This window comes from Frigoribacterium sp. ME-P-080 (assembly GCF_030209595.1).
Classification (GTDB): Bacteria; Actinomycetota; Actinomycetes; order Actinomycetales; family Microbacteriaceae; genus Frigoribacterium.
Window position 1 is genome coordinate 313,550 of record NZ_JARVRR010000003.1, and the last position, 13,904, is coordinate 327,453.

Genomic DNA, 13,904 nt, shown 5'->3' on the forward strand with positions numbered 1-13,904 from the left:
CTGACGTGCCGTGGTGAGGGGCTCATCGGTCCTGATCCTGATCCTGATCGTGTGGTGCGGGTGCGACGGCGCCGTCGCGCGTGGTCGCACCGTGGTGAGGGGTGCGGCCGGAGCGGTGGTTGATCGCTCCCGACGAGCTGGTTCGGTCTCGTCGTGATGCCGAGCTTAGGGGGCATCGCGCGGATCGCGCACCCCACGAAGGGGGGCCACGGGGCCTTCGGCCCCCAAAAGAGAAATGACCCCTCACGCACCCGTCAGAGCCCGGTTACCCTTGCTGCATTTCTGCCCTGGGGGAATTGGCCTGGATGACGCCACGTGAGGAGCCTCGACGAGTTTAGCGGCAACTGAGTGGTCGCCGCGACCCGGGGTGTTGCCTGGGGGCATGAGAATCGTCATCGCCGGAGGACACGGCAAGATCGCCCAGCTCCTCGAACGCCGACTCGCCGACGCCGGGCACGACCCCGTCGGCATCGTCCGCAACCCCGACCACACCGCCGACCTCGAGGCCGCGGGGGCCCGTGCCCTCGTCCTCGACCTCGAACGGACCGACGTCGACACGCTCGCCGGCCACCTCGACGGGGCCGACGCCGTCGTGTTCGCCGCGGGCGGCGGCGGCGGCAGCGGCGCCGAGCGCAAGCTGACCATCGACCGCGACGGGGCCGTCCTCCTGGCCGACGCCGCCGAGAAGGCGGGCGTCACGCGCTACGTCATGGTCTCGGCCATCGGCACGGACGACTTCGACCCGGCGCGCGCCGAGCTGCCCGCCGCGAACGACGACGACGTGTACCAGGTGTACATGCGTGCGAAGAGCGAGGCCGACGCCGACCTCCGCCGTCGCGAGGGCCTGGACTGGACGATCGTCCGTCCCGGTGGCCTGACCGACGACGCCGGCACCGGCCGGGTCACGGTCGGCACGACCGTCGAGCGCGGCAGCATCCCCCGCGCGGACGTGGCCGAGATCATCGCCACGGCGCTGATCGAGGGCACCGCCGTCAAGACGCAGTTCGAGGCCGTCTCGGGCGACGTCACCGTCTCGGACGCGCTGGCGACCATCAAGTACTGACCCGCGCCTCCTGGTCGTCCACCGACCACGGAGTGACGGACGAGAGCCCCGGAGGCGCGACCAGCGCACCGGGGCTCTCCCCCGTCTGAGGGTCGGTCGGGTCGTGTACCCGCAGACGCCTCAGCTGAGGGCGGCGGCCTGTCGGGCGATCTCGAGTTCTTCGTTCGTGGGGACGACGAGGACGGACACCCTCGACCCCTCGGGCGAGATGTACCGCGCCTCGCGGGACGCGAGTTCGTTGCGGTCGTCGTCGACGTGGATGCCGAAGAACTCCAGGCCCATGAGCGTCCGACGACGCAGCAGGGCGTTGTTCTCGCCGACCCCTGCCGTGAAGACGACGGCGTCGAGTCCCCCGAGCTGGGCGACGTAGGCACCGATGTAGTGGCGCAGGCGGTGCCGGTAGACGGCCAGCGCCGCCTCGGACACGGCATCGCCCCGGGACGCGCTGTCCTGCACGTCGCGCATGTCGCCGCTGCCGGTGAGGCCGAGCAGCCCGCTGCCCTTGTTGAGCAACGTCTCGAGCTCGGCGAAGTCGAGTCCCGCCTCACGGTGGAGGTGGAACACGGCCGCGGGATCGATGTCACCCGAGCGCGTGCCCATGACGAGCCCCTCGAGGGGCGTCATGCCCATGCTCGTGTCGATGGACCGTCCGCCGTCGATCGCGGCGGCCGACGCGCCGTTGCCGAGGTGCAGCACGATGGTCTTCAGCTCGGCCAGGGGGCGACCGAGGAACTCGGCTGTCTTCTCGCTCACGTACTTGTGCGACGTGCCGTGGAAGCCGAAGCGACGAACGTGGTGCTTCTTCGCCAGCTCGGCGTCGATCGCGTAGGTGTAGGCGGCGGGGGCGAGCGTCTGGTGGAACGCCGTGTCGAAGACCGCGACGTGGGGGACGTCGGGGAAGGCCTCCCGGGCCGCGCGGATGCCCTGCAGGTTGGCCGGGTTGTGCAGCGGGGCGAGGGCCGACAGGCGGTCGATCGCCTTCTCGACGTCGGGCGTGACGACCGTCGCGCGGTCGAACTCCTCTCCGCCGTGGACGACGCGGTGGCCCACCGCGACCGGCGGGTACTCGGCGAAGGACGGGCCGTGCGCCTCGAAGGCGGTCAGCATCGCGGCGAAGCCGGCGGCGTGGTCGGCGATCGGCTGGGTGTCGTTGCGGGTCTCGTCGCCCGTGACCTCGTTGCGGTGACGGGTCGACCCGACGTCCTCGCCGATGCGCTCGACGAGACCGCTCGCGAGCGTGCGCTCGCCCTCGAGCTCGATCAGCTGGTACTTGAACGACGACGAGCCGGAGTTGACGACGAGGACGGTGCTCACGAGGAGGCTCCTTCGGTGCTGGTGACGGCGGCGGCGGCGGCCTGCGTGCCGGCCTGGATGGCCGTGATGGCGACGGTGTTGACGATGTCTCCGACGAGGGCCCCGCGGGACAGGTCGTTGATCGGCTTGCGGAGGCCCTGCAGGATGGGGCCGATCGCGACCGCACCCGCACTGCGCTGCACGGCCTTGTACGTGTTGTTGCCCGTGTTGAGGTCGGGGAAGATGAACACCGTCGCCCGACCGGCGACCTCGGACTCCGGCATCTTGGCGGCGGCCACCGTCGGGTCGGCCGCGGCGTCGTACTGGATCGGCCCCTCGACGAGCAGGTCGGGTCGGCGTTCGCGGACGAGTGCCGTGGCGGCGCGGACCTTCTCGACGTCCGCACCCGAGCCGCTGTCGCCCGTGCTGTAGCTCAACATGGCGACGCGGGGCTCGATGCCGAACTGCTGTGCGGTCTGCGCCGACGAGATCGCGATGTCGGCGAGTTGCTCGGCGGTCGGGTCGGGGATGACGGCGCAGTCGCCGTAGACCAGCACCCGGTCGGCGAGCGCCATGAGGAACACGCTCGACACGACGCCGACGTCGGGCAGCGTCTTGATGACCTCGAAGGCGGGCCGGATGGTGTGCGCCGTGGTGTGCTTGGCGCCCGACACCATGCCGTCGGCGAGGCCGAGCTTCACCATCATCGTGCCGAAGTACGAGACGTCGGTCACGGTGTCCATCGCCTGGGAGACCGCGATGCCCTTGTGGGCCCGCAGCTTGGCGTACTCGGTCGCGAAGAGCACCTGCAGGCTGGGGTCGAACGGGTCGAGCACGCGGGCGGTGGCGAGGTCGAGACCGAGCTCGGCGCCCCGGGCGCGGATGGCCGTCTCGTCGCCGAGCAGCGTGATGGCGGCGACGCCGCGCTGCAACAGGGTGGACGCGGCCCGCAGCACCCGGTCGTCGTCGCCCTCGGGCATGACGATGTGCTTCTGCGCCCCCCGCGCCCGCTCGAGCAGCTGGTACTCGAACATCAGGGGCGTCACCACCCCGGACGGGCTGACCTGCAGGAGGCGCAACAGCTCGGCCCCGTCGACGTGCGTCTCGAAGAGGGCCAGGGCGAGGTCGTACTTGCGTGGCGAGTCGGCGGCGAGGCGCCCGCGGGTCTGCGTGATGGCGAGGGCCGTGTCGTAGGTGCCGGTGCTCGTGGTCGCGATCGGCAGCGGGCTGTCGAGCCCCTCGAGCAGGCGCTCGACCTGCGGGGCGAGGGCGAACCCACCGTTGAGCACGATGCCGGCGAGCGACGGGAAGGTCTCGGAGGCGTGGGCGAGCACCGTCGCGACGAGCACGTCGGAGCGGTCGCCCGGCACCACGACGACGGCACCCTCGGTGAGTCGCGGCAGCACGTTCTCCATCGACATGGCCGCCACGACGACGCCGAGCGCCTCTCGGTCGAGCAGGGCGTCGTCGCCGCGCAGCAGGGTCGCACCGGTGGCCTGCAGCACGGCGCGCATCGTCGGGGCGACGAGGACGCGGTCCTCCGGCAGCGTCCAGATCGGGACCCGCCCGGTGGGTGACGCCTCGAGGGCGTGGCCGATGCCGTCGACGACCTCGTCGAGGTGGTCGGGATCGACCCGGTTGGCGACGACGGCCAGCAGGCTCGCGTGCTCGGAGCGCAGCTCGGCGGTGGTCAGTTCGGCGACCTGGCGCATGTCGGCGCCCGAGCGCCGCGTCTGGCCGTCGGCGCTGCGGCCGCCGAGCACCAGCAGCACGGGCGCGCCGAGGTTGGCCGCGATGCGGGCGTTGTACGACAGCTCGGTGGGGCTGCCGACGTCGGTGTAGTCGGAACCGATCACCACGACCGCGTCGCACTGCCGCTCGACGGCGGCGAAGCGGCTCACGATGGTGGCGAGCGCGGCATCGGGATCGGCGTGCACCGCGTCGTAGCTGACGCCGACGCACTCGTCGTAGGCCAGGTCGACGCTGTCGTGCGACAGCAGGAGTTCGAGCACGTAGTCGCGCTCGTCGGTCGAGCGGGCGACGGGTCGGAACACCCCCACCCGTCCCACCTCGTGGCTGAGCGTGTCGAGCACGCCCAAGGCGATCGTGGACTTGCCCGTGTGGCCTTCGGCAGAGGTGATGTAGATGCGTGTCGACACGCTCGCCAGCCTACGGGCGGCAGCCTTCGAGCCGCCGGGGAAGCGTGCTGGCGGAGGCCGCGAGACGTCTCCTAGGCTCGTCGGCATGCAGATCCGCACCGCGACCGAGGCCGACCTGCCCGGCGTCCTCGAGATCCACGCCGACGCCGTGGCGCACTCCCGGGCCATCTGGACCGACGTCACGCCGACCCTCGAGGGTCGGCGCGAGTGGCTGACCAGCCATCAGGAGGCGCGGCGCAGCGCGATCGTCGCGGTGGACGGCGACGAGGTGCTCGGCTACGGCAGCTACGGGCCGTTCCATGCCAAGGACGGCTACCGGCACACCTGCGAGAACTCGGTCTACGTGCGTCCGGGGCAACAGGGCAAGGGACTCGGACGAGCGCTGATGGCCGAACTCGTCGAGCGGGCCACGCGGGACGAGCTGCACGTCATGGTGGCCCTGATCGAGGCGGGCAACGAGGCGTCGGTGCGGCTGCACGCGTCGCTCGGCTTCGAGAACGCCGGCGTGCTGCGCGAGGTCGGCACGAAGTTCGGCGAGTGGCTAGACCTGCGGTACATGATCCGCCGACTGGCCTGACCCGGGCGCGACGGGACCGACGAGGCGCCGGGACGACGACGGGCGCCGCCTCCGGGGAGACGACGCCCGTCGTGGGCAGAGCGGTGGGGTCAGCGTCCGGTCGACCCGTCCTGTCCGGTGTCGCCGGGCGTGTCGAGCCGACCGTCGACGGCCGGGTCGGGCGACACGACGTCGACCTGGAGCGGAGGCTCGGCGACGACGGCCGAGGCGGACGTCGCCCGGCTCACCGGGGAACCGTCACGGCCACCCCGGACCCGGCGTTTGACCGCCTCCCAGGGGCGGGCGAGTCGTGTGCCACCGGCCTGGGTCGGGGCGTCGACCTCGAGCCCGTAGTACGCGCCGACGTGCTCCAGGAGGACGTCGCGCTCGGCCTTGTCGTACGCACGACGTTCGCGGGTGAAGGCGATGATCGTCGACCAACAGGTCAACAGCAGCACGATGCTGAACGGCAGCGCCGTCGTGATCGCCGCGGTCTTCAGGGCGTCCAGACCGCCGGTCAGGAGGAGCGCGACGGCGAGCAGGGCGGCCACCAGGGCGAAGAACACCCGGAGCCAGTTCTTCGGCTCGATGTCGCCGCCCGACGCGATCATCGCCATGACGAGCGATCCGGAGTCGGACGAGGTGACGAAGAACACGCCGATGAGCAGGATCGCGCCGAACGTCAGGACCGTCCCGGCGGGCAGCCCGCCGAGCAGGGCGAAGAGCGACCCCTCGACGTCGACCGAGCCGTCGGCTCCGACGAGGCCACCCGAGCCGTCGGTCTGCTGGTGGATGGCGGCACCACCGAGGACGGCGAACCACAGGAAGGTGAGGGCGGTCGGGACGAGCAGCACGCCGAAGACGAACTGGCGGACCGTGCGGCCCTTCGAGATGCGGGCGATGAAGATGCCGACGAAGGGCGCCCACGACATCCACCACCCCCAGTAGAACGTGGTCCAGGCGCCCTGCCACTCCTCGCCGGCCGCGCCCTGCTGGGCGGTCACGTTGAAGGACAGGCCGACGACGTTCTGCAGGTAGGCGCCGATGGACTGCACGAAGTCGCGCAGCAGGAACTGCGTGGGTCCGACGATCAGGATGAACAGCAGCAGGGCGGCCGCGAGGATGAGGTTGAAGTTCGAGAGGATCTTCATGCCCTTGGTCACGCCGGTGACGAGCGACACGATGGTGACCGCCGTGATGACGGCGATGATCGCGATCTGGCTCACGATGCTGCTGTCGGCGATGCCCGCGGCCTCGAGGCCGGCGCCGATCTGGATGACGCCGAGGCCGAGCGAGGTCGCGACGCCGAACAGCGTGCCGACGAGGGCGATGACGTCGATCAGGTTGCCCCAGCCCCCGCGGACGCGGTTGCCGAGGAGGGGCTCGAGGGCCCAGCGGATGGAGACGGGACGACCCCTCCGGTGGATCGCGTAGGCGAGGGCGAGTCCGAGGACGACGTAGATGGCCCAGGCGTGCAGCCCCCAGTGGAGGAAGGTCTGGGTCAGGGCCTGCTGCGCGAGCTGGTCCTCGGTGCCGGTGACGCCCGGTCGTGGCGAGGCGAAGTGGCTGAGGGGCTCGGAGACGCCGTAGAAGACGAGGCCGATGCCCATGCCCGCGGCGAAGAGGAGCGCGAACCACGAGCCGGTCGAGAACTCGGGCTCGTCCTTGTCCTTGCCCAGCTTGATGCCACCGAACCTGCTGAACCCGAGGAACAGGCTGAAGCCGACGAAGAAGGCGGCGATCAGCACGTAGTACCAGCTGAAGTTGCGGACGATGCCGCTCTGCAGGCCGAGGAACAGCGCCTCGGCCGAGGCGGGGGCGATCAGGGTGTAGGCGACGAAGCCGAGGACGACGACGGCGGCCGGCCAGAAGACCCAGCGGCGCAGTTGAGGGGTGGTCGAGACGGTCTCCGTCAGGGAAGCGGGATGGTCGGCGGGGGGCCCGGAAGGGGAAGGAGTTGTCGTGGCCATGCCTCCATGGTGACGGTTGAGGGGCCCGCCGTCCCAATCACGACGTCGTCCGGGTCACCGATCCTGGTGACGGTAGTACCGGTTGCGGGGTCGCAGGACGGCCGTCGCGAGGACGGCGGCGAGCACCGACGCGACGAGGATGGCCACCTTGGCGTCGTCGTCGTGAGCGCTGCCGAGCCCGTAGCTCAGTTCGGCGACGAGCAGGGACACGGTGAAGCCGATGCCCCCGAGGAGGGCGACGCCGGTGAGGTCCACCCACTTGATGCTCCGGTCGAGTTCTGCCCGGGTGATCCTGGTCGTGATCCAGGTCGTCGCGAGGATGCCGACGGGTTTGCCGAGGACGAGGGCGGCGATGATGCCGATCGTGACCGGACTGGAGAGAGCCGTCCTCAGGCCGTCGAGGCCACCGAAGGCGACCCCTGCGGAGAAGAACGCGAACACGGGGACGGCGAAACCGGTGGAGATCGGCCGGAAGCGGTGCTCGAAGACCTCGGAGAGCCCCGGTCCCGCATCCGGGCCGCCACTGGCCTGGCTCCGGATGACGGGGACGGCGAAACCGAGGAGGACGCCGGCGACGGTGGCGTGGACCCCGGAGGCGTGGATGAGCCCCCACACCAGGACGGCGACCGGAAGGAGGATGAACCAGTTCGCGGCGGGGTGAAGGCCGAAGAACCGTCGGAACCTCTGGGTCAGGAACACGTACGCCGCGAGCGGCACGATGGCGAGTGCCAACGGGACGACCTCGATCGCGCTGGTGTAGACGAACGCGATGATGCCGATGGCGATGAGGTCGTCCACGACGGCGAGGGTCAGCAGGAAGATGCGCAGCGCGCTGGGCAACCTCGAGCCCACGATGGCGAGGACCGCGACGGCGAAGGCGATGTCGGTCGCGGTGGGGATGGCCCACCCCCGCACCGCCTCCGGGTCGGAGGCGTTGACGGCGGTGAAGATCAGGGCGGGGACGAGGACTCCGCCGAACGCGGCGGCCACCGGCACGATCGCCTTGCTGACCTTCCGCAGCTCTCCGGCGACGAACTCCCGTTTGAGCTCCAGCCCGACGAGGAAGAAGAAGATCGCGAGGAGGCCGTCCGCGGCCCACTCCCCCACGCTCAGGTGCAGCCCGAGACCCGCCGGGCCGAACTCGAAGTCCCGGAGTGCGAAGTACGCCCCCGAGAGCGGTGAGTTCGCCCACACGACCGCCAGGACGGCGGCGACGACGAGGACGACCCCGCCCACGGTCTCCTTCCGGAGGATCTCGCCGAGGCGGGTGGACTCCGAGGTCGTCTCTTCGGCGAAGAGTCCGGGAGCGACGGTGGGAGGCGGGGAAGAGGGCAGGTCGTCGTGGGGCATCGTCGTCCTGTCTTACCAGACGACGCCGGGGCGGGCACGGGTCGAGGTGACGGCGACCGTCACGCCCGTGTCAGAGCCGGGGCGAACGTCGCCGCGACGACGGTGACGTCGTCGGCCTGCTCGTCGTCGCCGACCAGCTCGGCGACCTTCTGCACGATGTCGCTCGGGTCACCGGACGAGATGAGCAGCAGTTGGAACTGGCTGAAGGCGTGCAGTTCGTCCGGGAAGAGATCGAGGACCCCGTCGCTGATGCAGACGATCGTGTCGCCTGGGTGCAGCTGGTCGGCGTACGACGTCCAGCGGTCCCCGAGGCCGATGGGGAGGTCGGACGACTGCAGCCGCTCCACGAGACCGGTGGCGCGCCGGATGAGCGCCAGCCCGTGTCCGCCGTCGGCCCAACGGATCTCGCCCGACGGAGTGATGCGGGCGTGGAAGCACGTGGTGAACTGGACGTCACCGTCACCGCTCGCGAGGCCCGTCGTCGCACGACGCAGGGCCACGGCGGGGTCGAGATCGTCCGACGAACTGCGGATGACGGAACGCACGGCGGCGGCGATCATCCCCGCTCCGACGCCTTTGCCCATGACGTCCCCCACGGTCAGGGCGATGCCGTCCGGGGTGGGATACCAGTCGTAGAAGTCGCCCCCGACGGCGCGGGCGGGGATGCACCTCCCCCGGACGGCGAACATCTCGGGAAGGAGGCTCGTCTTCGGTGGCAGGAGCGACTGCTGGATGGTCGCGGCCCGGTCGAGCTCCCGTTCGACCGCGTGCTGCTGCGCTCGGGACAGCTCCACCTTGCGGCTCGCCTGCCGGGCGAGCTCGTTGATGGCGAGGCCGATGGTGGCGTAGATGGCCAGGGAGAAGGCGATGCGGATGAACTCGCTGGGCGCGCGTCCGCTCGGCTCGATCACGAACGGCAGCATGAAGGTGACGGCCGATCCGATCAGCAGCCACACGATGCTGAGCCGCCCCGGCCACACGGCGATCCAGACGATCGGCAGCAGGATGATGGGGATGAAGACGGACCCGCTGTCACCCGTTCCGTAGCGGAGCAGGCCCACCGCGACGAAGTCGGCGGCGGGGATGACGATCTCCCAGGTGAGCAGGCGGGGACGCCGGGAGACCACCGAGGCGAAGACGACGCCGCAGAACGCGGCGAAGACGCCGGCCCACATGCTCGGTGCATCGCTGACGGGCAGCCACGGGATGAGCGTGCTCACGACTGCGGCGAGCAACACGAAGAGGAAGACGAAGCCCTGCTTGAGCAGGGCGACGTGACGTCGCGAGCCGGCCGACATGACCCGCGCGAGGAGGCCGGAGTCGCCCCAGACGCTGGGGCGCAGGGTGTCGTTGCCCAACTGACTGACGCTCATGACCCAAGGCTAGGGCGACCGGGCCTCCATCGGGGAGAAGGCGATGCCCCAGAACGTGGGGCGAGGACGAGAAACGGCCCCTCCCGGGGAGGGAAGAGCCGTCTCGATGCGGAGGATAGGGGATTCGAACCCCTGAGGGCTTGCACCCAACACGCTTTCCAAGCGTGCGCCATAGGCCACTAGGCGAATCCTCCAGGGCGGGCACACGGTGAACCGTCGCACGACCGAGACCAGCGTACCGGACTCCGCGGGGCCCGGGGGACGCCCCCGTGTCGCTGCTGACCTTGAGGCTCCCTCATGGCTACCGTCGGGGCATGACCGACGCGCACCGCCCCTCCTCGGAGCACCCCGACGCCGCCCTGCCGCCGCGGGCCCGCGCCGTCGTCGCCGCCCTCCGTGCCGCCGGTGCCGAGGGCGAGGTCCGCGAGTTCGACGAGTCGACGCACACGGCTGCGCAGGCCGCCGCCGCCCTCGGCTGCGAGGTGGGCGCCATCGCCAGCAGCCTGGTGTTCCACACCGGCGGGGAGGCCCTGCTCGTGCTCACCAGCGGCGCCCACCGGGTCGACACCGACCTGGTGGCGTCGACGCTGGGCCGGGGCCCGATCATGCGGGCGAACGCCGACCAGGTGAAGCGCGCGACCGGCCAGGTCATCGGCGGCGTGGCCCCGGTCGGCCACCCCAGCCCGGTGCGGACGCTCGTCGACACCGCGCTCGAGACCCACGACGTGCTCTGGGCGAGCGCCGGCACCGCGAACACCGTCTTCGCCACGACGTTCGCCGAGCTGGTGCGCGTGACCGGGGGCACCCCGGCGCGCGTCGCCTCCGACGACCTCTGAGACCGGCCCCCTCGGTCCTCGACGTCGGCGGCCACCCGTAGCATTTCCCCATGCCGCCCCTCACGTCCGCCCGCGTCGACGCCTGGCTCTGGGCCGTCCGGCTCTACAAGACCCGCTCGGCCGCCAACGCCGCCTGCCGGGCCGGTCACGTGCGGGTGAACGGCGAGCGCGTCAAGGCCGCCCAGGCGGTCCGTCCCGGCGACGAGGTCCGGGCGCGCATCGCGGGCTTCGAGCGGATCGTCGTCGTCAAGACCTGCCTCGTGAAGCGCGTCGGTGCTCCGGCCGCGGCCGAGGCGATGACCGACCTCACTCCCCCGCCACCGCCGCGCGAAGAGGTCGCCGCCGTACCGGTCCGCGACCGAGGCGCGGGCCGCCCGACCAAGCGCGACCGTCGCGAGATCGAGCGCCTCCGGGACCGCGCAGAGAGCTGACACTCGCTCGAGTCCCCCGATCACGGGCTCCCCGCACTGGGGTGGGACGCCCCGGTATCTGTGCGAACGCATCGTCTACGCTGAGGGCACGGCGCTGCCCCGACAGCAGCAGCCTCGGGTCGGGGGACTCGGGGTCACGCCGACCCCGGGGGGACGACATGAACACGACCGACGCGGCGATGCCGACCGAGCGGGGCACCGTGACGGTGCGGCCACGGCGCGAACTCGCCCGGAGCGCCACGCTCACCGGCGTCTTCAGCCTGTCCCCCGTGCTGATCGCGGTGCTGTGGCTGACCCTGCCGAGCGGCCACCAGAGCGGCGTGCTGGCCGTCACCTGCGGCGTCGTGGTGATGGGACTGCTCATGTACTGGCGCTACCGCCTCTCGTACGCGGCCGTCACGCGCAGCGAGTTCGTCAAGCGGGGGTGGTTGCCCGGCTTCGTCCGGCTGCGGCGCGACGAGGTCGACTCCCTCGTGCTCGTCCGCACCTACCGGGACCACTCGACCGAGACCGTCACGCAGCTGCTCGCCCTCGACGACGAGGGGCGACGCCTGTTCCGGATGCGGGGCACGTACTGGTCGGAGGCGTCCGTGCACGCCGTCGTCGACGCACTCGGCATCCCGACGACCGTCCTGTCCCGGGCCCTCACCCGCCGCGAGTTCTTCGCGGCCTACCCCGACAGCCCCTACTGGTACGAGAGCCGCCCGTGGATCGGGGTCACCATCGCCTGCGGCCTGTTCGCCCTGGCGACCGGCACGCTCGTGGTGCTCTTCCAGGCGTTCGGCAACCCCGCCTGAGGACGTGCCCGCGGGCCCGGGCCTGCACCGCCTCGGGCTGCACCGCCTCGGGGATGCACCACCTCGGGGCTGCACCGACCCGGGGCTCAGCGGCGACGCAGCGTGCCGAAGATGCCCTTGACGACCTCGCGCACGACCGCCTTGCCGGCACTCGACCCGAGGACCTCGCCGAGCAAGCCGCCGGTCGATCCGGACCCCGACGAACGGGACCCCGAGGAGGCGCGGGTCGTCGTCCCGCGCCCGGCACGCGCCTTCGCGGCCGCCCGCTCGGCTCGCTCGAACTCCTTCTGCTGACGTTCGTACTCGGCCTGGGCGGCCTTCCGCTCGCGCTCGGCGGCGGTGACCGCCCGGGCGTCCGCCTTCTCGCGGGCCGCGGCCTCCTTGAGCTGGGCGTCGATCGTGGCCTGACGTGCCGCGGCGTCGGTCCGTTCGCGCTGGTCGAGCGCGGCCGCCTCGAGCTTGCGGGCCAGGATCTCCCGGGCCGAGTCGCGGTCGATCGACGCACCGTAGGCGGCGATCAACGGCGACGCCGCGACCGCCGCGGTCATGACGTCGGCCGGGGTCGGCGACATCGAACCGCGCGGGGCACGGAGGCGCGTCCACGCGACCGGGCTGGGAGCCCCCTTCTCGTTCATGACCGTCACCACCGCCTCCCCGGTGGCGAGGCCGGTGAGCACCGCGGCGAGGTCGTAGTCGCTCGTCGGGTACGTCGACACCGTCGCCCGCAGGGCCTTCGCGTCGTCGGGCGTGAAGGCGCGGAGCTGGTGCTGGACGCGCGAGCCGAGCTGGGCGAGCACCTCTCCCGGGACGTCCTTCGGGGTCTGGGTGACGAAGACGATGCCCACGCCCTTGGACCGGATGAGCCGGACGGTCTGCGTGATCTGCGCCAGGAACTCCTTCGAGGCGTCGGCGAACAGCAGGTGCGCCTCGTCGAAGAAGAAGACGAGCTTCGGCTTGTCGAGGTCGCCCACCTCGGGCAGGTCGTTGTACAGGTCGGCGAGCAGCCACATCAGGAAGGTCGAGAACAGCGCCGGCTGGTCGTGCACACCGGGCACCTCGAGCAGGCTGACGACGCCACGACCGTCCTCGGCCGTGCGGAGGAACTCGGCGGTGTCGATCTCGGGCTCGCCGAAGAACGCGTCGGCCCCCCGGTCGGCGAACGTGATCAGCTCGCGGAGGATCACCCCGACGGTCTGTCTGCTCAGCCCGCCCAACCCCTCGAGTTCGCCCTTGCCCTCGTCGCTCGTCAGCCAGGTCAGCACGGCCCGCAGGTCGGACAGGTCGAGCAGCGGCAGACCGGCCTGCGCGGCGTAGTGGAACACCAGGCCGAGGCTGCTCTCCTGCGTGTCGTTGAGGCCGAGCACCTTGCTGAGCAGCAGCGACCCGAAACCGCTGACCGTCGCGCGGACCGGCACGCCGGTGCCCTTGCCGCCGAGGGCGAAGTACTCGGTCGGTGCCGCCTGCGGCGACCAGTCCTGGCCGATCCCCCGCGTGCGGGCCAGCAGCTTCTCGTTCGCCTCGCCCGGCGTCGCGATGCCCGACAGGTCGCCCTTCACGTCGGCCGCGAAGACCGGGACCCCGGCCGCCGAGAGCTGCTCGGCGAGCACCTGCAGGGTCCTGGTCTTGCCCGTGCCGGTCGCACCGGCCACGAGCCCGTGCCGGTTGAGCATCGCGAGCGGGATGCGCACGGGCACGTCGACCCGGGCATCGCCGTTCACGAGGGCGCCGAGCTCGAGGGCGGGACCGTCGAAACCGTAGCCCGCGCGGACGAGGTCGACCGCCGACTCGTCGAGCGGCCCGCCGGGCGGGACGGGCAGGCCGTCGACCGGGGTGCCGGCGACCGGCTCGGGTTCGGTCAGCCCGGCGTCCGCCGCGGCGTCGGCGACGTCCGCCTCGGCCGCGAGCCGCTCGGCCCGCGCGAGTGCCGCCTCCGCGTCCTGCTTCGCCTTCTCGGCGGCGGCGACCGCTGCGGCGGCCTCCGCCCTGGCCTGCTCGAGCGCGTCCGTCATGCGGCCAGCCTAGGCACCCTGCGCACCGCGGTCCGGGCGAGTTCGGCCACACCGGGCGACGCCGCAC

General features: G+C 71.6%; 11 protein-coding genes, 1 tRNA gene and 1 other RNA gene. 5 read left to right on the forward strand and 8 right to left on the reverse strand.

The genetic code is table 11. The features are described 5' to 3' along the window. Window positions 1–231 precede the first annotated feature (231 nt). Window positions 232–328, reverse strand: an RNA gene (gene ffs / locus QRN23_RS06610) — signal recognition particle sRNA small type. Window positions 329–382: 54 nt separating this feature from the next. On the opposite strand from ffs, the gene QRN23_RS06615 reads away from it, so the two are divergent. Next, complete coding sequence (locus tag QRN23_RS06615; RefSeq protein ID WP_285062971.1) at window positions 383–1,063, forward strand: SDR family oxidoreductase; 681 nt, start codon at window positions 383–385, stop codon at window positions 1,061–1,063. 120 nt (window positions 1,064–1,183) lie between these two features. On the opposite strand, the gene QRN23_RS06620 is transcribed toward QRN23_RS06615, so the two are convergent. Then, window positions 1,184–2,377: an acetate/propionate family kinase gene (locus QRN23_RS06620; protein WP_159826145.1), complete on the reverse strand. Its 1,194-nt coding sequence runs from the start codon at window positions 2,375–2,377 to the stop codon at window positions 1,184–1,186. Then, entirely contained in the window at window positions 2,374–4,515 is a 2,142-nt protein-coding gene (gene pta / locus QRN23_RS06625; protein WP_173151283.1) for a phosphate acetyltransferase, read from the reverse strand. Before pta ends, QRN23_RS06620 begins: the two co-directional genes overlap by 4 nt. Before the next feature lie 85 nt (window positions 4,516–4,600). Here pta and QRN23_RS06630 point away from each other — a divergent pair, with 85 nt between their 5' ends. Continuing rightward, complete coding sequence (locus QRN23_RS06630; protein WP_285062975.1) at window positions 4,601–5,092, forward strand: GNAT family N-acetyltransferase; 492 nt, start codon at window positions 4,601–4,603, stop codon at window positions 5,090–5,092. Between the two features lie 89 nt (window positions 5,093–5,181). Here QRN23_RS06630 and QRN23_RS06635 read toward each other — a convergent pair whose 3' ends face one another. The 4 genes from QRN23_RS06635 to QRN23_RS06650 all read right to left on the reverse strand — a co-directional run bounded on the left by QRN23_RS06635 (window position 5,182) and on the right by QRN23_RS06650 (window position 9,958). Next, complete coding sequence (locus QRN23_RS06635; protein WP_285062977.1) at window positions 5,182–7,041, reverse strand: BCCT family transporter; 1,860 nt, start codon at window positions 7,039–7,041, stop codon at window positions 5,182–5,184. A gap of 54 nt (window positions 7,042–7,095) precedes the next feature. Continuing rightward, window positions 7,096–8,391, reverse strand: a complete 1,296-nt coding sequence (gene nhaA / locus QRN23_RS06640; protein WP_285062979.1) for a Na+/H+ antiporter NhaA — start codon at window positions 8,389–8,391, stop codon at window positions 7,096–7,098. A 59-nt stretch (window positions 8,392–8,450) separates the two neighbouring features. After that, window positions 8,451–9,764, reverse strand: coding sequence for a PP2C family protein-serine/threonine phosphatase (locus QRN23_RS06645; RefSeq protein WP_123570498.1), 1,314 nt, complete (start codon window positions 9,762–9,764; stop codon window positions 8,451–8,453). Between the two features lie 109 nt (window positions 9,765–9,873). Next, window positions 9,874–9,958 (reverse strand) — tRNA-Ser (locus tag QRN23_RS06650). Between the two features lie 120 nt (window positions 9,959–10,078). On the opposite strand from QRN23_RS06650, the gene QRN23_RS06655 reads away from it, so the two are divergent. The 3 genes from QRN23_RS06655 (at window position 10,079) to QRN23_RS06665 (ending at window position 11,828) form a co-directional block, all read left to right on the forward strand. Then, a complete protein-coding gene (locus QRN23_RS06655; RefSeq protein WP_285062980.1) occupies window positions 10,079–10,600 on the forward strand; it encodes a YbaK/EbsC family protein in 522 nt (173 codons plus the stop codon). Window positions 10,601–10,650: 50 nt separating this feature from the next. After that, window positions 10,651–11,031, forward strand: coding sequence for an RNA-binding S4 domain-containing protein (locus QRN23_RS06660; RefSeq protein ID WP_056046493.1), 381 nt, complete (start codon window positions 10,651–10,653; stop codon window positions 11,029–11,031). A gap of 158 nt (window positions 11,032–11,189) precedes the next feature. Beyond that, entirely contained in the window at window positions 11,190–11,828 is a 639-nt protein-coding gene (locus tag QRN23_RS06665; RefSeq protein ID WP_123570500.1) for a hypothetical protein, read from the forward strand. Between the two features lie 86 nt (window positions 11,829–11,914). On the opposite strand, the gene QRN23_RS06670 is transcribed toward QRN23_RS06665, so the two are convergent. Beyond that, window positions 11,915–13,837, reverse strand: coding sequence for a helicase HerA-like domain-containing protein (locus QRN23_RS06670; protein WP_285062981.1), 1,923 nt, complete (start codon window positions 13,835–13,837; stop codon window positions 11,915–11,917). Window positions 13,838–13,904: the final 67 nt, after the last annotated feature.